Annotated in this window: 13 protein-coding genes; 10 read left to right on the top strand and 3 right to left on the bottom strand. The window is 71.6% G+C overall.

Annotated elements, in window-relative coordinates; translation table 11 throughout:
• The first annotated feature begins 3 nt into the window (after positions 1 to 3).
• The 6 genes from ACIRB1_RS39350 (at position 4) to ACIRB1_RS39325 (ending at position 10,574) form a co-directional block, all read left to right on the top strand.
• Complete coding sequence (locus ACIRB1_RS39350; protein ID WP_352185357.1) at positions 4 to 1,347, top strand: sugar ABC transporter permease; 1,344 nt, start codon at positions 4 to 6, stop codon at positions 1,345 to 1,347.
• The gene (locus ACIRB1_RS39345; RefSeq protein WP_352185356.1) at positions 1,344 to 2,252 is read left to right on the top strand and encodes a carbohydrate ABC transporter permease; all 909 of its coding nucleotides are present in this window, start codon (positions 1,344 to 1,346) and stop codon (positions 2,250 to 2,252) included. The genes ACIRB1_RS39350 and ACIRB1_RS39345 overlap by 4 nt, the downstream gene beginning before the upstream one ends.
• A 155-nt stretch (positions 2,253 to 2,407) precedes the next feature.
• A complete protein-coding gene (locus ACIRB1_RS39340; protein WP_403468900.1) occupies positions 2,408 to 4,669 on the top strand; it encodes a CDP-glycerol glycerophosphotransferase family protein in 2,262 nt (753 codons plus the stop codon).
• Positions 4,670 to 4,817: 148 nt separating this feature from the next.
• A complete protein-coding gene (locus ACIRB1_RS39335) occupies positions 4,818 to 7,049 on the top strand; it encodes a CDP-glycerol glycerophosphotransferase family protein (protein WP_403468898.1) in 2,232 nt (743 codons plus the stop codon).
• A 7-nt stretch (positions 7,050 to 7,056) separates the two neighbouring features.
• Positions 7,057 to 9,279, top strand: coding sequence for a CDP-glycerol glycerophosphotransferase family protein (locus tag ACIRB1_RS39330; protein WP_403468897.1), 2,223 nt, complete (start codon positions 7,057 to 7,059; stop codon positions 9,277 to 9,279).
• Positions 9,276 to 10,574 carry a hypothetical protein gene (locus ACIRB1_RS39325; protein ID WP_403468896.1) on the top strand — a complete coding sequence of 433 codons (1,299 nt, stop codon included), beginning with the start codon at positions 9,276 to 9,278 and terminating at the stop codon, positions 10,572 to 10,574. Before ACIRB1_RS39330 ends, ACIRB1_RS39325 begins: the two co-directional genes overlap by 4 nt.
• A gap of 89 nt (positions 10,575 to 10,663) precedes the next feature.
• On the opposite strand, the gene ACIRB1_RS39320 is transcribed toward ACIRB1_RS39325, so the two are convergent.
• Positions 10,664 to 11,077 carry an organic hydroperoxide resistance protein gene (locus tag ACIRB1_RS39320; RefSeq protein ID WP_352185351.1) on the bottom strand — a complete coding sequence of 138 codons (414 nt, stop codon included), beginning with the start codon at positions 11,075 to 11,077 and terminating at the stop codon, positions 10,664 to 10,666.
• Between the two features lie 130 nt (positions 11,078 to 11,207).
• On the opposite strand from ACIRB1_RS39320, the gene ACIRB1_RS39315 reads away from it, so the two are divergent.
• Positions 11,208 to 11,669 carry a MarR family winged helix-turn-helix transcriptional regulator gene (locus tag ACIRB1_RS39315; protein ID WP_403468895.1) on the top strand — a complete coding sequence of 154 codons (462 nt, stop codon included), beginning with the start codon at positions 11,208 to 11,210 and terminating at the stop codon, positions 11,667 to 11,669.
• Here the strand turns inward: ACIRB1_RS39315 and ACIRB1_RS39310 are convergent.
• On the bottom strand, positions 11,624 to 13,459 hold the full coding sequence (locus ACIRB1_RS39310) for a glycosyltransferase family 39 protein (protein WP_403468964.1): 1,836 nt from the start codon (positions 13,457 to 13,459) through the stop codon (positions 11,624 to 11,626). The two genes, ACIRB1_RS39315 and ACIRB1_RS39310, sit on opposite strands and share 46 nt — an antisense overlap.
• A 179-nt stretch (positions 13,460 to 13,638) precedes the next feature.
• Here ACIRB1_RS39310 and ACIRB1_RS39305 point away from each other — a divergent pair, with 179 nt between their 5' ends.
• The 3 genes from ACIRB1_RS39305 to ACIRB1_RS39295 all read left to right on the top strand — a co-directional run bounded on the left by ACIRB1_RS39305 (position 13,639) and on the right by ACIRB1_RS39295 (position 16,903).
• A complete protein-coding gene (locus tag ACIRB1_RS39305; RefSeq protein WP_352185348.1) occupies positions 13,639 to 14,910 on the top strand; it encodes a glycosyltransferase family 87 protein in 1,272 nt (423 codons plus the stop codon).
• Positions 14,911 to 14,975: 65 nt separating this feature from the next.
• Complete coding sequence (galE, locus tag ACIRB1_RS39300; RefSeq protein WP_403468894.1) at positions 14,976 to 15,956, top strand: UDP-glucose 4-epimerase GalE; 981 nt, start codon at positions 14,976 to 14,978, stop codon at positions 15,954 to 15,956.
• On the top strand, positions 15,956 to 16,903 hold the full coding sequence (locus tag ACIRB1_RS39295; RefSeq protein ID WP_403468893.1) for an ADP-ribosylglycohydrolase family protein: 948 nt from the start codon (positions 15,956 to 15,958) through the stop codon (positions 16,901 to 16,903). The genes galE and ACIRB1_RS39295 overlap by 1 nt, the downstream gene beginning before the upstream one ends.
• A 41-nt stretch (positions 16,904 to 16,944) precedes the next feature.
• Here the strand turns inward: ACIRB1_RS39295 and ACIRB1_RS39290 are convergent, their stop codons facing one another.
• Positions 16,945 to 17,571 (bottom strand): TetR/AcrR family transcriptional regulator, encoded by a 627-nt coding sequence (locus tag ACIRB1_RS39290; RefSeq protein WP_352185345.1) that lies wholly within the window; start codon positions 17,569 to 17,571, stop codon positions 16,945 to 16,947.
• Positions 17,572 to 17,760 lie beyond the last annotated feature (189 nt).

Genomic DNA, 17,760 nt, shown 5'->3' with positions numbered 1-17,760 from the left:
GCGATGACGTCGGCCGCGGCGGCGGAGGCCCCTCCGGCCCCCGCCGCGCCCCGCAAGCGCAAGAGCGTGACCGGCACCCGCAGGACCGTGGCAGTGCTGTTCCTGCTGCCCGCCCTGGTGCTGCTCGGCGCGCTCGTGGTCTACCCGATCGGGTACTCGCTGGTCCGCAGCTTCGGCAACCAGGCCGGTGACGGTTTCGCCGGCTTCGACAACTACAAGGCCCTGTTCACCGACGACGGCATCCGCACCGCCCTGAAGAACAACATCATCTGGGTGATCTTCGCGCCGACGGTCGCCACCGCCCTCGGTCTGATCTTCGCGGTGCTGACCGAACGGGTGCGCTGGGGCACGGCGTTCAAGCTGGTCGTCTTCATGCCGATGGCGATCTCGATGCTGGCCGCCGGCATCATCTTCCGCCTCGTCTACGACCAGGACCCGCACAAGGGGGTCGCCAACGCGGTCTGGGTCGGTGTCCACGACACGTTCGCCTCGTCGTCGGCGTTCCCGAACGCCCACCCGGGCCGCGAGTCACCGCTGAAGGCGGACCACGGCGGCTTCATCACCAGTACGACGGTCCACACGGGCCAGACCGTCACGCTCCCCCTGGTCGGTGTCGCCCCCGACCAGATGCCCGGCGGCGCGAAGAAGGCCGTGGCCGCGAAGGCCGAGCCGGGGAAGATCACCGGCACGACCTGGCAGGATTTCACCCGGGGCAAGGGCGTCGGCAGGCTCGGCGGGGTCGACCCGTCCGAACTCGGCTACGGCGGGATGAGGATCGAGGCGGTGAAGGACGGCAAGGTGGTCGCCTCGGCCAAGGCCGCGGGCGACGGCACCTTCACCCTGCCCGCCAAGGCCGACGGGGCCCAACTCCGGCTCCCGGCAAGCAACTTCAAGCAGCCGTACAACGGAGTGGAGTGGCTGGGCCCGTCGTTGGTGACGCCGGCCATCATCGGGTCGTACGTGTGGATGTGGGCCGGGTTCGCGATGGTGCTGATCGCGGCCGGACTCGCGGGTGTGCCGCGGGAGTTGCTGGAGGCGGCGCGGGTCGACGGGGCCAATGAGTGGCAGGTGTTCCGGCGGGTCACGGTGCCGCTGCTGGCGCCGGTGCTCGCGGTCGTCGCCGTCACGCTGATGATCAACGTGCTGAAGATCTTCGACCTGGTCTTCATCATCGCCCCGGGCTCCTCGCAGGACGACGCGAACGTGCTGGCCCTGGAGCTGTACCGGAAGGGCTTCTCGGAGGACCAGCCGGGGATCGCCAGCGCGATCTCGGTGTTCCTGCTGCTGCTGGTGATCCCGGTGATGCTCTTCAACGTACGGCGACTGCGGCGGGAGGTGCGGCGATGACCACGGAGGCCGGAAGTCTCGGTAGAACCAGCCCTGTTGAGGTCGTCAAGGCGCGGGAGTCGCTCGGCTCACGGCTCGCGGCGGCGGCGAGCGGGGGTCTGGTCCGGGTGTTTTTGATCGTCGTCGGCCTGTTCTGGCTGGTGCCGACGATCGGGCTGCTGCTGTCCTCGCTGCGCAGTCCGGAGGACATGAGCGCGAGTGGCTGGTGGAAGGTCTTCAGCCAGCCGTCCCAACTCACCTTCCACAGCTACAAGACGCTGCTGGAGAACAGCGACATCACCAACTCGCTGTGGAACACGGTCCTGATCACCGTCCCGGCGACGCTCCTCGTCGTGGTCATCGGCGCGCTCGCGGGCTATGCCTTCGCGTGGATGGAGTTCCCGGGCCGCGACTGGTGGTTCCTGGGCGTGGTCAGCCTGTTGGTGGTGCCGGTGCAGGTGGCGCTGATCCCGATCGCCGAACTCTTCGGCAAGATCGGCCTGTTCGGGTCCATCTTCGGGGTGATCCTCTTCCATGTCGGCTACGGACTGCCGTTCGCGGTGTTCCTGCTGCGGAACTTCTTCGCGGAGATCCCGCGCGAACTCCTGGAGGCGGCCCGGCTGGACGGCGCCGGTGAACTCCGGCTTTTCGCACGGGTCGTGATGCCGCTGGGCGGGCCCGCGATCGCGAGCCTCGGCATCTTCCAGTTCCTGTGGGTGTGGAACGACATGCTGGTCGCGCTGGTGTTCACCAAGTCGAGCACGCAGCCGATCACGGTCGCACTCCAGACGCAGGTACGCCAGTTCGGCAACAACATCGACGTGCTGGCACCCGGTGCGTTCATCTCCATGGTGATCCCGCTGGCCGTGTTCTTCGCGTTCCAGCGGCAGTTCGTGTCCGGCGTGATGGCGGGCGCGGTCAAATAACCGCAAACGGAACATAGTTCGAGGGGGTGGGCCGTCACCGGCCCGCCCCTTCGCGTTCACCGCACGTCCCCCGTATGCCGTACGTACCGTAACCAAGTCACTCCATCGGCCGTTCCCGGGCAGAACGCCCGCGCCGACCGACCCATGGATGTCCCTTGCCCAGGTTCAGTGTCATTGTCCCCGTGTACAAGGTCCAGGCGTACCTGCACGAATGCCTGGAATCGGTGCTCTCCCAGTCGTGTCCGGATCTGGAGCTGATCGCGGTCGACGACTGCTCGCCGGACGCCTGCGGCGTGATCATCGACGAGTTCGCGGCCCGCGACGCCCGTGTGCGCGCCGTCCATCTCCCCGAGAACCAGGGCCTGGGGAGGGCCCGCAACGCCGGTCTGGAAGAGGCGACCGGCGACTACCTCGTCTTCCTCGACAGCGACGACACGCTCACGCCCGACGCGCTGCGCGCGATCGCCGACCGTCTCAAGGAGACCGGCGAACCGGACGTCCTGGTCTTCGACTACGCGCGCACCTACTGGTCGGGCGAGAGCCGCCGCAACAAGGTCGCCGCCCAGCTCACCGAAGAGGGCCCGGCGCCCTTCCGCCTGGAGGACCGCCCCGGGCTCCTCCGGGTCATCATGGTCGCCTGGAACAAGGCGTACAGACGGGAGTTCGTCGAGCGCGAGGGCTTCGCCTTCCCGCCCGGCTACTACGAGGACACCCCGTGGACCTACCCGGTCCTGATGGCGGCGGAGACGATCGCGACCCTCGACCGGGTCTGCGTCCACTACCGCCAGCGCCGCCAGGGCAACATCCTCGGCACCACCAGCCGCAAGCACTTCGACGTCTTCGACCAGTACGACCGTGTCTTCGAGTTCATCGCCGCGCGCCCCGAACTCGACCAGTGGCGGCCGGTGTTGTTCCGCCGCATGGTCGACCACCTCACGACGGTGTTCACCAAGCCCGACCGCCTCCCGCGCGGCACACGTGCCGAGTTCCTGCGCAAGGCCCGTGCCTCCTACCGCCGTTACCGCATCCCCGGCACCCCGGTCCCGCCGCGCACCCGGCTGCGCCACACGCTCGTCCACTTCGGCGTCCACCGCACGTTCCGCGCGCTTCAGACGGCGATGAGCTGGCGCCGACGGACGGTCAAGCTCGCCGCGAAGGCGCTGCGCGCGCTCAGGGCGGCAGTCCTCCAGTTCCACTACCGGGTCCAACTCCGGCTCCCGCTCAGGGATCGCGCGGTATTCGCCGCCTACTGGGGGCGCGGCCACAGCTGCAACCCGGGCGCGCTGGAGACCGCGTTCCGCACCCACGCCCCGCACATCGGCACCGCGTGGATCGCCCGCCCCGAGCACCACCACACGATCCCGGCCGCGACGCGCAGACTGCGCCCCAACACGGCCGCGTACTGGACCGCGCTGGCCCGCTCCAAGTACCTGGTGAACAACGTCAACTTCGACCGCCGGCTGGTCAAGCGCTCCGGCCAGGTCATGATCCAGACCCAACACGGCACCCCGCTCAAACACATGGGCCTCGACCTCCAGGAACGCCCCGCCGCGGCACGGGACATGGACTTCGCCGAGCTCCTCAGGGGCGTCGACAAGTGGGACCACGTCCTGTCCCCCAACCTCCACACCACCCTGACCTGGGAGCGCGTCTACCCCGGCAGCTACACCACGCTCGCCTACGGCTATCCCCGCAACGACGTCTTCCAGCAGGCGACTTCGGCCGACGTGGCCCGGCTGCGCGACGCGCTCGGCATCCCGCAGGACACCATCGCCCTGCTCTACGCCCCGACCCACCGCGACTACCGCCGCACCCAGCGCGCCCACCTCGACCTCGACCGCGTCCTGCGCCGCCTCGGCCCGCGCTATGTCGTGCTGGCCCGCGCCCACTACTGGCACGAGGGCCCCCTCGCCCCCGCGTCCGGCGGCCGGATCATCGACGTCAGCGACCACCCCAGCGTCGAATCGCTCTGCCTGGCCTCGGACGCGCTGGTCACCGACTACTCGTCCCTGATGTTCGACTACGCCAACCTCGACCGCCCGATCGTCATCCACGCCGACGACTGGGAGGCCTACGAGGCGGCCCGCGGCACCTACTTCGACCTGCGCGCCTTCCCGCCGGGCGCGGTCGCGCGCAGCGAGGACGAGCTGATCGACATCTTCGCCACCGGCCACTGGCGCGGCTCCCGTTCGGCCCAGCTGCGCTCCGCGTTCCGCGAGCGCTTCTGCCCCTACGACGACGGCCGCGCCGCCGAACGCGTCGTCCGCCACGTGGTGTTGGGCGAAACCGACCTGCCGCCGGTCGTGCCGCTCGCCGAACGTCACCCGGTGCCGTCCGCCGCCGAGGGCCTCACGCGCTCCCCGCTCGCCACCGTGCCGCAGCCCACGGCGTCCCTGCCCGTCACCGACCGACTCTGAACGCCGTTTCCACACCGGGGAGTTCACATGCCTTCGAGCCCGTCTCGCCCCACTCCGACCCGCCCGTCCACCTGGCGCCCGACCGGACGCCCCAGAGCCCGCCGCGCGCACTGACCCGGCCCCTCCGTACCACTGGAGAAAGAACAGAATGCCCCGCTTCAGCATCATCGTCCCGTCCCACGGGGTCGCCGGCCGGCTGTCCCTGGCCCTGGACTCGGTCCTCGCGCAGTCCTACGGCGACTTCGAGCTGATCCCGGTCTGCGACGGCCCAGGCTCCCCGGCCGCCGACGTCGCCGCCGATCACGCCGGGCAGGACTCCCGGGTGGCGCCGGTCGACTCCCCGCCCTCCGCCGGGCTCAGCGGGGCCCGCACCACCGGTCTCCGCGCGGCGACCGGCACCTACGTCCTGTTCCTGGACGGCGACGACACCCTCGCCCCGGGATCACTGGCCGCGCTGGACGCCCGGCTCACGGAGACCGGTGACGTCGACGTCCTGTACTTCGAGCACGAGCGCACCCCGTGGTGGGAGGGCGAGCCCACCAACCCGGCCGCCCCACTGCTCGCGAAGACCCCGGCGGGCGCCTTCTCCCCCGCCCAGACACCGCAGTTGACGGGCATCCAGCTCCCGGCATGGAGCGCCGCCTACCGCCGCGCCTTCCTCGCCGAGCACCGGCTCACCTTCCCCGAGGGCCGGTTCACGGACCTGGGCTGGGGCGGCCGGGTCACCGTCGCCGCCGAGCGGGTCGCGGTCCTGCGCTCGGTCGTCGTACGGCACCTGCTGCGCAGGCAGGGCAGCCGGCTCAACCTTCCGGGAGACCATCACCACCAGCTCCTGGACCAGGTGGAGTTGGTCCTCACGGCGGCGCAGGGTCTGGCTCCGGAGCGGTCGCACGCGCTGTTCGAGCAGCTCTTCGCCGTGGTGCTGAAGACCGCGTCCCGGCCCGAGCGGCTCCCCTCCGGGCACCGGGCGTTCTTCCGTCGGGCGGGACGGCTGTACCGCGCGCACCGGCCCGCCGGCTTCCGTGCGCCGGGCGGGAGTCTGGGGGTGCAGCACCGGCTGCTGGCGTCGGGGGCGTACACGGCGTTCAAGGCCCTGCGCGGTGCCAACCGGTCGGTGGTGGGGGCGGCCATGGGGGTCCCCCCGAGCCGGGCGAAGTCGAGAGCCTGGGGGAAGGTCCCGCGCCCCCGGATGCTGCGTACCCGGCTGCGCTACGCCCGCGATCTGCGCCGCCCGCTGGACCCCGACCTGGCCGTCTACTGCGCCTACTGGGGCCGGGGCTACGCGTGCAGCCCGGCCGCGATCGAGGCCAAGGCGCGTCAACTCGCCCCGCACATCCGCTCGGTGTTCCTGGTGGAGCCGGACGCGGTGGACGCCGTACCGAAGGGTGTCGAGCACGCCGTCATCGGGAGCCGCAAGTACTGGGAGGTGCTGGCACGCGCCACCTACCTGGTGAACAACGCCAACTTCGCCGAGGGCGTCGTCAAGCGGCCCGGCAGTGTGCACGTCCAGACGCAGCACGGGACCCCGCTGAAGAAGATGGGCGTCGACCAGTCGACGTACCCGGTGGTGGCCGCCGCGACCGGCAGCTTCGCCAAGTTGCTGGCCCGGGTGGACCGTTGGGACTACAACATCTCCTCCAACCGGCACTCCACCCAGATGTGGGAGCGCGCCTTCCCCGGCTCGTACGAGACGCTGGAGTACGGCTATCCGCGCAACGACGTGTACTACACGGCGACCGCCGACGAAGTGGCCCGAGTCCGGCGCGAGTTGGGGGTACCGGAAGGCAAGACGGCCGTCCTGTACGCGCCCACCCACCGCGACTACCGGACCGGCTTCGACACCGGCCTCGACCTGGAGGCGTTCTGCGCGGCGGCCGGCGAGGACGTGGTCGTGCTGCTGCGCGCCCACTACTTCTACGACCAGGGCCGCGCCGAGAGCAGCGGCCGGATCATCGACGTGACCGGGCACCGCTCCTCCGAGGACGTCTGCCTGGCCGCCGACGCGCTGATCACCGACTACTCGTCGATCATGTTCGACTACGCCAACCTCGACCGGCCGATCGTCGTGTACGCCGACGACTGGGAGGTCTACCGGGAGACGCGGGGCGTCTACTTCGACCTCATGGAGGCACCGCCGGGCCCGGTCACCCGGACGCCCGAGGAGCTGGCGCAGGTGTTCCGCGACGGCTCGTACGCGGGGGCCGAGTCCACGGCGCTCAGGGCCGCATTCCGGTCCCGGTTCTGCGACTTCGACGACGGGCTGGCCGCCGAGCGGGTCGTCCGCCGGGTGTTCCTCAGCGAGCCGCCGGAGACCCTGCCGCCCGTGATCCCGCTCGCGGAGCGCGTCCCGGCCCCCGCCGCCACCCTCGTAAGGAGCTGAACCCGAAGTGCCCCGCTTCAGCGTCATCGTCCCCGTCTTCAAGGTGCAGGGCTTTCTGCGCGAGTGCCTCGACTCGGTTCTGGAGCAGTCCTACCGGGACATCGAGGTGATCGCCGTGAACGACTGCTCGCCGGACGGGTGCGGCGCGATCCTCGACGAGTACGCGGCCCGCGACCCGCGCGTACAGGTGCTGCACCTCCCGGAGAACGTCGGCCTCGGCCGCGCCCGCAACGCCGGACTGCCCCTGGCCACCGGCGACTTCCTCTTCTTCCTCGACAGCGACGACACCCTCACCCCGGGCGCGCTGCGCGCGATGGCCGACCGGCTCGACGAGAGCGGCGACCCGGACGTCCTGGTCTTCGACTACGCCCGCACCTACTGGTGGGGCGGCACCCGGCGCAACGTCCTCGCGCATCTCCTCGCGGAGGTCGACGGCACCTTCACGGTCGCCGAACACCCGGAGATCCTCGACCTGTTGATGGTCGTGTGGAACAAGGTGTACCGCCGGGAGTTCGTCCACAAGCACGCCTTCGAGTTCCCGCCGGGCTACTACGAGGACACGCCCTGGACGTTCCCGGTGATGCTCAGCGCCGAGCGGATCGCCACCCTCGACCGGATCTGCCTGAACTACCGGCAGCGGCGCCAGGGCAACATCCTGTCCACCACCAGCCGCAAGCACTTCGACATCCACGACCAGTACGAGCGGGTCTTCGCGTTCGTCGACTCCCGGCCGGAGCTGGCGAGTTGGCTGCCGTATCTGCACCGCAAGATGGGCGAGCACTGTCTCGACATCCTCGCCAAGCCGGACCGGCTGCCCCCGTCCGACAGGGCCGAGTTCTTCCGCCGTACGGCCGAGCTGTTCGCCAAGCACAAGCCGGCGGGCGTCAAGGTGGACGCCGAAGTCCGTGTCCTGGAGGGCAGTTACGCGCTGTACCAGGTGCGGCGGCAGGCGGGCCGGGCCGGGCGGCAGCTGGAACGCCGGGCGGCGCAGGCCCGCAAGGCGGTGGCCGGGCGGGTCAAGGGCGGCTGGGCCGCGCTGCACGCACGCCGGTCGCTCGACCCCGGCCTCGTGCTGTACTCGGCGTTCTCGCACAGCGGGGTACTGGGCGACCCGGCCGCCGTCTACTGGAAGGCACGGGAGATCGCCCCGCGGCTCCGGGGCGTGTGGGTCGTACGCGACGCCGAACAGGCCGCGCTGCTGCCGCCGGACGTCGAGCACGTCCTCCTCGACACCCCGCGGTACCGCCAACTCACCTCGCGCGCGACGTACTTCGTGAACAACGTCAACTGGCCCGGCACCGTCACCAAGCGCCCCGGCAGCGTCCACATCCACACCCACCAGGGCACCCCGCTCAAGTACATGGCGGCCGACCTCCTCGACAAGCCCGGCGCCCGCCACGGCATCGACGTACCGCAGATGCTGCGCCGCGCCGACCGCTGGGACCACAGCCTCGTCGCCAACCGGTACTCCGAGCTGGTGTGGGAGCGGGCGTATCCGTGCCACTTCGCTTCGGCGCGGACCGGGAGTCCGCGCAACGACGTCCTCGTCGGCGCGACTCCGGAAGCGGGGGCGGCGGTCCGGGAGCGGCTCGGCATCCCCGCCGGCCACACCGTCGTGCTGTACGCGCCGACCCGCCGCGAGTACGTCCGGGGCGGCCACGTCGACCGCCTCGACCTGGCCCGGTTCGCCGAGGACCTCGGCCCCGAGCACACCCTCGTCGTACGGCTGCACCCGTCCCTCGCGACCGGGCCCGCGCGCGGGATGGGGCTCGCGGACCTGCACCGGCGCGGGGTCCTGGTGGACGCGACCGACGAACCCTCCGTGGAGGACGTCATGCTGGCGTCCGACGCGCTGGTCACCGACTACTCGGCCCTGATGTTCGACTACGCCAACCTGGACCGGCCGATCGTGCTGCACGCGGACGACCGGGAGGCGTACGCGGCCAGCCGGGGCACCTACTTCGACGTCACCGCCGCGCCACCTGGTCATGTGTCCACCTCCTACCGGGAGTTGGCGTGGCTGTTCGCGTCGGGTGCGTGGCGGGACGGGGACTCGGCGCGGCTGCGGGGTGAATTCCGTTCGCGGTTCTGCGAGTTCGAGGACGGCAGGGCCGCCGAGAGGGTCGTACGGACGCTGCTTCTGGGGGAGACCGACTGGCTTCCCCAGGCCGGGTCCGGTGCGCGGGTTCCCTCTCCGGTCAGCGGGCGCGACCAGGTGGTGTCGTCATGAGGGCGCGCACGTGGGTGCTGGTGCTGGCCGCCGTGTTCGCGGTGCTCCAACTCGCCAATGTCACCGGGCGGGCGACTCCCGACACGAAGAACTACCTGTCGTACGCGCTGAGTCTGCGCGGTGAGAGCACGCGCGAGGCGGCGGCCGTCGCCATCGACTACTCCTGCGCGAGCAGGGGGGCGATCGCGCGGCGCGACCAGAGCGTGAACCCGCTGACCTTCCACGGCAAGGACCCCGCCGCGCGGGTCGCGAAGAAGTGCCGGGACGCGGAGTGGCGGGGCGTGGACGCCCGGCTGCGGGCCGGGCAGACGGGCGGGTTCATCGCGCCGTTCTCGTCGGAACGCTTCATGCGGATCTTCGAAGTGCGGCCCGGATACCCGGTGTTCCTGGTCCTGTTCGTCACGCTGCTCGGGCCGGTCTGGGGGATGTGGTCGGCGAGTGTCGTCCTCACCGTGCTGGGGGGCGTCCTCGTCTTCCTGATCCTGCGCACGCTGTCCGTGTCGGTGCCGCTCGCGCTGACCGGGCAGGCGCTCTACTACGTCCTGCCGTGCGGGACGACCTCGATGCGGCCGATGACCGAGGGGCTGATGACGGCCCTGACGCTGGCGGCGGTGTGGGGGTGCGCGCTGGTCCTGAAGGGGCGGCGCACGCGTGCCGGACTCGCCCTGGTCGGCGGCTCGTTGGTGCTCCTCTTCACGGTCAAGCACTCGCAGGCCCTGTTCCTCGGGCTGTGCCTGGCCGGTGCGGGCACGCTGGTCGCCGTAGGACGGTGGCGGCGCGGGCGGGCGCCGGGGCGGGCGTTGCTGGCGGTCGCCGGGTTCGGGGCGACTGCCGCTCTGGGCACGCTCGTTCTGGCGAGCGCGCTGCACTATCCGACGCAGACCGACAGCCTCCAGGACCTGCTGACCGACCACTACGCACGCCCCGACCGGACCCGGCTGTGGCCCGAATTCCTGCACCTGGAAGCGAACTTCTGGCTGGAGTGGACGCGGCAGCAGCTGTGGCAGCCGATGCTCGCGGCGGCGCTCGGCGCGGGGGCGTGGGGTGCCGCGCGGCGGCCGGCGTTCGGGGTGTTCCTGACCGGGGCCGCGTTCACGGGGATTCTCACCCAGGCCGCGCATCCCGACATCAGCGTGTGGGGTGGGCGGTTGATCGTGCTGGTGTGGCTCCTGCCGGTGGTGGGCGTGCCGTTGCTGCTGGAGAGTGTGGTGCGGGGGACGGCCGTCGCGCCCGCGCCCGTGTCGACTCCCGTGCCGGGGCAAGGGGTTGGGGGGCAGGCTCGCTCCGTACGGTGAACCGCGACCCCGGCGACGAGGTGTGCCGCGCTCGTCGCCGGGGTCGTGGAAGCGTCGTGGTGACTGCTCGACGGAACTGCTCGACGTGACTACTCGATGACGAGGTCGACCTCGATGTTGCCGCGGGTGGCGTTCGAGTAGGGGCAGACCTGGTGAGCGGTCTCGACGAGCTTGCGGCCGGTCGCCTCGTCCACGGTGTCGGGGAGCTCGATGCGCAGGGTCACCTTGAGGCCGAAGCCCTCGCCCTGCTTGCCGATGCCGACCTCGGCGGTCACGGCGGCGTCGGTGACGTCCACCTTGGCCTGGCGGCCCACGACGCCCAGCGCGCTGCCGAAACAGGCGGCGTAACCGGCGGCGAACAGCTGCTCAGGGTTGGTGCCCTGGCCGTTGCCGCCCATCTCGGTCGGAATGCCGAGCTGAAGGTCGATCTTGCCGTCGTTGCTGACCGCGCGGCCGTCGCGGCCGTGGGTGGCGGTGGCTACGGCGGTGTAGATCGCGTCCATGGAAACCATCCCTCTCGTAAGTCCTTGCGGGGGTGACCGGCCCGGGTGTCCGGACCGCCTCACGGCCATAAGTAAAGCACACAATTAAATTGTGCACAACTAAATGGCCCACTCGCGCTATCCTGGGGTCATGACTCCCACGCCGACCACCGACTGGCTCCGCCTCGACCAGCAGATCTGCTTCTCCCTGAACGCCGCGTCACGCGCCTTCGGCGGCGTCTACCGCGTGATCCTCAAGGACCTCGGGCTCACGTACCCGCAGTACCTGGTGATGCTGGTGCTGTGGGAGCACGGCGAGCTGCCCGTCAAGAAGCTCGGCGAACACCTGCGACTCGACTCCGGCACGCTGTCCCCGCTGATCAAGCGACTGGAGACGGCCGGTCTGGTACGGCGTGAGCGCAGCGTCCGTGACGAGCGGTCGGTGGAGGTGCGGCTCACCGACGAGGGCGTCGCACTGCGCGAGCGGGCGGTCGAGGTGCCTCGGCGCATCCTCGGGGCGACCGGCTTCGACCTCGACGAGATCCGCGCGCTGCGGGAGCGGCTCGATCAGCTCACCGGGGCGCTGGACGCGGCGGCGGTGGAGCAGGCGTAGCGGCTGACATGGGCGGCCCCGTGAGCCCCGGTGTCCTGCGGAGGCATCCGGCGGATGTAGAGGGCGAGCTTCACGCGCCCGTGCACGTACTCCTGCCGGCGCGCGAACTCCCCGTCCACGACGTCGAGTTTGACCCGGTCGGTCGGGTCGCCCGGCACCCAGCGCGAGGGCAGCAGATTCGACTGCGCGACGATCCACACCCGGTCCACCCCGGCGAGCCGCGCCCGCAACTCCCCCGGCCCCACCTCACGCCCGCTCAGCGTCCCCGACCTCGCCCCCGACTCCCCCAACGCCAGATCCCTGGCCCCGGCGAACGGCCCCGGATACGCCGACGCCGTCACCCGCCAGAACGACGGCAGGAACAACACCGGCTCCCCCGGCCGCACTTCACGCCCTACGAGCGCGGCGACGGCGGCGAGATTCTCTGGCCGCCGATCCGCGGAACGGTCGTTCCGGTAGGCGGGGAGGCCGTGGAGGAAGGGGAGGGACACGGCCAGGACGCCGGCGAGGGTGAGGAGATGGGGGCGGAGGGTTCGGTTGGGGCGGCGAGGTCGGCGGAGGGAGCCGTGAACGGGTCCGGTGGGGCGGGTAGTTGGCGGCTTGAGGTGCGCGTGGACGCTGTCCAGGGGTGGGCGGCTGCCGGCTCGGGCGGGGGCTGCGGCAGCGGCTGCCGTCACACGGTCGGCTCCGAGTCCGGCTCCCGTCGCACCGGCGATCCCGCCTCCGGCTTCGACCCCACTCGTACGGTCACCCCCAGCCCCAGCCCCTGTCCCTCCCCCACGCCCACTCACCGCACCGACCGGCTCCCGCCGCCCGCCGACTTCGGACACCGCCCGCTCGTCCTCCGTATGACGGCCGCCCGGCACGCCCCGCTCCTCCAGCCAGAGCCGGCGCACCGCCACCGCCACCCGGTCCGCCCCCGCCGCCACCAGCAGCGGCGCCCCGGCCAGCGCGTACAGCACATACCGCTCGTGGAACAGCGGGCGGAACTGGGAGACGGACAGCAGGATCACCGGTGGCAGGAGGAGCAGCGGCAGGGCGACCGACGTAAGGCGTCCGCCGCCCAGGCCGATGAGGATCAGGACGATCGAGGTCCAGAAGACGATGCCGGTCGGGGTGACGGCGAGGAAGTCGCGGGCGAGGCGTTCGGTCGTGTCCCAGTCCGGGACCCTCAGCCATGCCACCTGGGCCGACTGCCGTTCGGAGACCCACACCAGCGGGATCAGGACACCCCCGGCGATTCCGACCGCGGCGATCCAGCCGCGCCACACCGCCCCGCGCACCCGCGCAGCCGCCAGCGTCACCGCGTGCGCGCAGAGCACCAGCACCGCGAACTCGTGCAGCAGAAAGGTCACGGCGAGGACCGCGCCGTACGGCCACCAGGACCGTCCCTCCAACGCCCGCACCAGGAGCAGCGTCGCCGCGGCGACACCGGCCGCGACAAGGGCGTAGGAGCGGCCCTCCTGCGCGTAATGGCCGGTCAGCGGGGTGGTCGCGTAGAGGAGACCGGCCCAGAGGCCGACGCGGGGGCGGGCCAGGCGGGTGCCGAGGGCCGCGACGAGGCCGGCCGTGGCCGCCGCGCCGCACAGGGAGGGCAGGCGGAGGACGACCTCGCCGGGGTGGACGGTGAGGACGGCGTGCATGAGGAGGTAGTACAGGCCGTGCACCGCGTCGACGCCGTGCAGCAGCCGCCAGATCTGCGGCACCGTGCGCCGTCCGACCATGAACGTGACGCCCTCGTCGCCCCACATGCCGCCGCGGTCGAGCCCCCACAGCCCCAGGGCGAGCATGACGGCCACCGGCACGGCCACGGCCACGGACTCCGTCCTCGTCCACCGGAACCGCCGCTTGCTCTCGTCCTCGTCCTGGCTGTCCACCTGGCTGATTTTGTACCGTTCGGAAGCTCTTACCGACGATTGACGGTGTATTAGCATTCCTGCGGCATTCACCCGGCTTACGATCCGACGTGATGAACGCCGTCCGCAGACACCGTCTCCTCGCCCTGACCCTCGCCTGGCTCGCCACCCGCGCGGGGATGCTCCTCCTCCTCGCGTACAACGGCCTCCCCCTGCTCGGCCACGGCGGGGTCGCGCGGGAGGTGTGGCGCCTGTACCTCCACTGGTACGGCGTCCTGTCCCACGGCGCGTTCCCGGCGCACGACCCGCTGTGGCAGTACCCGCCGGGCGCCGGGCCCGTCCTGCTGACGCCCGCGCTGCTGCCGGACCTGACGTACTTCCAGGCGTTCGTCGTCCTCACCCTCGCGACCGACGCGCTGATCACCGCGGTCCTGGCCCACGCGGGCACCCGCCCAGGTCACAGCCTGCGCGGCGCCACGTACTGGATCGCCTGCCTCCCCCTCCTCCTGCACATGCCCCTCGTCCGCTACGACGTGCAGGTCACGGCGTTCGCCGTCATCTCCCTGTTGACGTTGTCGCGCTCCACGCGCGTGTGCGGCGCGTTCGCGGCACTGGGCGCGCTGGTGAAGGTGTGGCCCGCGCTGGTGCTGCTGGGGATGCCGAGGGGGCGGGCGACACGGTCGGTGGCGACGTGGGCGGTGGGGGCGGGAGCCTTGTCGCTCATGTCTCTCGCGCTCTTGTTCAACAATCCTTTCGCCTTCGTGCGCCAACAGGGCGGCCGGGGCGTACAGATCGAGTCACTCGGAGGCACGGCCCTCGGCCTCGCGACCCACATCGGCTGGCCGGGGCAGGTGCACTACCGGTACGGCGCGATGGAGTTCACGGGACCGTACGTCTCCTCCGTCGCCGGCGCGTCCCTCGCGCTCACGGCGGTCGCCTTCGGACTGCTGCTGCTGTGGCGGGTCCGGGCCCGCCGCTGGACCGACGCGACGCCCTACGACGCCGCGCTGAGCGCCGTCCTGCTGTTCACGGTGACCAGCCGGGTGATCAGCCCCCAGTACATGATCTGGCTGCTCGGCCTGGCCGCCGTCTGCCTGACCTCGCGGCACACCACCCAGCGCCCGGTGGCGGCGCTGATCGTGGCGGCGACCGCGGTCAGCTCCGTCGAGTTCCCCGTCCTGTACGCCGACGTCATCCACTCCACGTGGACGGGCTGCGGCCTCATGGTCGTACGCAATGGCCTGCTGGCCGCCGCGGCCGTCCTCTCCCTGGTCCGCCTGTGGCGGTCGACGAGGCCGCTCCCGGCGACGCGGCACACGCGCGTGCAGTCGCCCGGCCCCTACGGAGAGTCCCAGCCGTTGACCTCGGCGCACTCCGGCGCCTGATTGACTGAGGGGCGCAGCGCGTGGCGAACTGACCACGGATCGAGTGACGGAGGGGACGGCCGCACATGACCTGGCTGATCACCGGCGGCGCCGGCTACATCGGAGCGCATGTCGTGAGGGCGATGACCGAGGCGGGCGAACAGGCGGTCGTCTACGACGACCTGTCCACCGGCATCGCCGAGCGCGTGCCCGACGGCGTGCCCCTGGTGGTGGGTTCGGTCCTGGACGCGGAACGGGTGGCCCGCACCCTCGCCGACCAGGACGTCACCGGAGTCGTCCATCTGGCGGCGAAGAAGCAGGTCGGCGAGTCGGTCGACCGGCCGTTGCACTACTACCGGGAGAACGTCGAGGGCCTGCGCGTCCTCCTGGAGGCGGTCACCACGGCCGGTGTCCCGTCGTTCGTGTTCTCGTCCTCGGCGGCCGTCTACGGCATGCCGGACGTCGACCTGGTCACCGAGGAGACGCCCTGCGCCCCGATGTCGCCGTACGGCGAGACGAAGCTCGCGGGTGAGTGGCTGGTCCGCGCGACCGGCAGGGCGACCGGACTGTCCACGGCCTCCCTGCGCTACTTCAACGTGGCCGGGGCAGCCGCCCCCGAACTCGCCGACACCGGCGTCTTCAACCTCGTCCCCATGGTCTTCGAGAAGCTCACCGAGGACGCGCCCCCGCGCGTCTTCGGCGACGACTACGCCACCCCGGACGGCACCTGCGTCCGCGACTACATCCACGTCGTGGACCTGGCCGAGGCCCATGTCGCCGCCGCCCGCGCCCTCCAGGCCTCCCCGGGCCGCTCCCTGACCCTCAACATCGGCCGCGGGGAAGGCGTTTCGGTCCGCGAGATGATCGACCGCATCAACGCGGTCACCGGTTACGACCGCCCCCCGACCGTCCACCCGCGCCGCCCCGGCGACCCGGCCCGCGTCGTCGCCTCCGCCGACCGCATCACCACCGAACTGGGCTGGAAGGCCAAGCACGACGTCCAGGACATGATCGCGTCGGCGTGGGAGGGATGGGTGCGGCTGCACCCGGAGGCCGCACGATCCTGATGGACAACCCCTCCAGGGAGGAACGCGCCCTGGGCGCCGTCCTCGGCTCCGCCGTCGGCGACGCGCTCGGCGCACCCTTCGAGTTCGGCCCCGAAGGCGCCTTCTCCGCCCGTTTCCCGGTGCCCGGTCAGGGCGGTGAGATGTGCGGGGGCGGCGGCTGGGACCCGGGCGAGGCGACCGACGACACGCAGATGGCCGTACTCGTCGCGGAGTCCCTGCTGGAGTGCGGCGGGCTCCGGCTCCTTGACATGTTCGAGCGGTTCAGGCGCTGGGCCGCCGCCGACCCGAAGGACATCGGCCTGGGGACCGAGGCGGTGCTGACCAGCGGCGACCCCTGGGACCTGGCCGCCGCCCTGCACTTCCAGACGAGCCAGCGGGGCGCGGGGAACGGCGCGTTGATGCGGGCGGCCCCCTCCGCCGTGCACTTCGCGCGCGCGGGACGCGAGGCCACGATGGACGCCGGCCGCCGTATCGCCGCACTCACCCACGGAGACCGCGCGGCCTGGGAAGGCACCGCCGTCTTCCACGAGCTGATCCGCGTCGCCCTGGACGGCGGGGACCCGCTGAACGCCGTCGAGGAGACCCTCCGCTCCGTCCACCCCGACCACCGGGAGCGCTACGCCGTCGTCCTCGCCCCCGACTGGCACCCCGACCGGGCCACCGAGTTCAACGGCGCCGTCTGGCCCTGCCTCGCCTCCGCCGTCTGGTCCCTGCGGACGACCTCCTCCTACGAGGACGCCCTGCGCGCCGCGATCGACCTCGGCGGCGACACGGACACCGTCGCCGCGGTCACGGGCGGCCTCGCCGGAGCGGTGTACGGGGGTGCGGCGATCCCGGAGCGCTGGCGCGAGGCCGTGCGGGTGCCGCTGCCGGGGTTCGGCGGGCGGGTGCTGCGGGCCGCCGAACTGGGGGAACTGGCACGGCGGTTGGACCGCGGGGAGGGCTGACCCGCCGACTGGGCGAGGGAGCCGACAGGCCGGGCGGAGCCCTACAGCGCCTTGAGCCCCTCCGTCGTCGCCCGGGCCAGCGCTCCCAGGTAGCCCTTCGGGAGTTTCGGGCTGCGGATCACCACGGCACGCCAGTACAGGGGGCCGGAGATCAGGTCCAGCGCCAGGTCCTCGTCCGTGCCGGGGCGGAGCTCGCCACGCCGTTCCGCCGCCGCCAGGATCTTGCTGGCGACGCCCTCCTGGCCCTCGCGCAGCGCCTTCTGCATGGCGTCGGCGATCTCGGGGTTGCGGGCGGCCTCGGCCTGGAGGTCCGGGATGATCTGCGACGCGACGGGGTGCCGCAGCGCGCGTGACGTGACCTCGTACAGCATCCGGAGGTCACCCTCCAGCGAACCGGTGTCCGGCGTCGGCAGCCCCATCACCGCGATCGCCGAGACGACGTCCAGCACCAGGTGCAGCTTCGAACGCCAGCGGCGGTACACCGCCGTCTTGCCGACCCCCGCGCGCCGCGCGATGCCCTCGATCGACATCCGGGCATATCCGACCGCCGCCAGCTCCTCGAAGACCGCCGCCCGGATGGCTTCGGTCACATCCTCGCGGAGTACGGCCGCCCCGGCTGGGGTGCGGCGGCGCTGACGTGTCGTGGGCTCGTCGGCGTTCGTCGTCATAGCTCAAGCATAGGGGCGTTGCGACGAAACGGTTGCGTTCCGACGCGGGGCGCGTCGCGACGGAACGGGTTCGTCGCAACGCGACCGGCTCCTCGCCCCGACGGACCCGACCCCTCCCGCCCGCAGAACCTGGGCGTCATGGGGACGCCACCGCCCCGTCCCCATGAAGCCACCGTACCGACAACCCTC

Source organism: Streptomyces sp. NPDC096013, assembly GCF_044763565.1.
GTDB lineage: Bacteria > Actinomycetota > Actinomycetes > Streptomycetales > Streptomycetaceae > Streptomyces.
The sequence above is the reverse complement of the archived record's forward strand: the minus strand, read 5'-3'. Positions and strand labels throughout refer to the sequence as shown.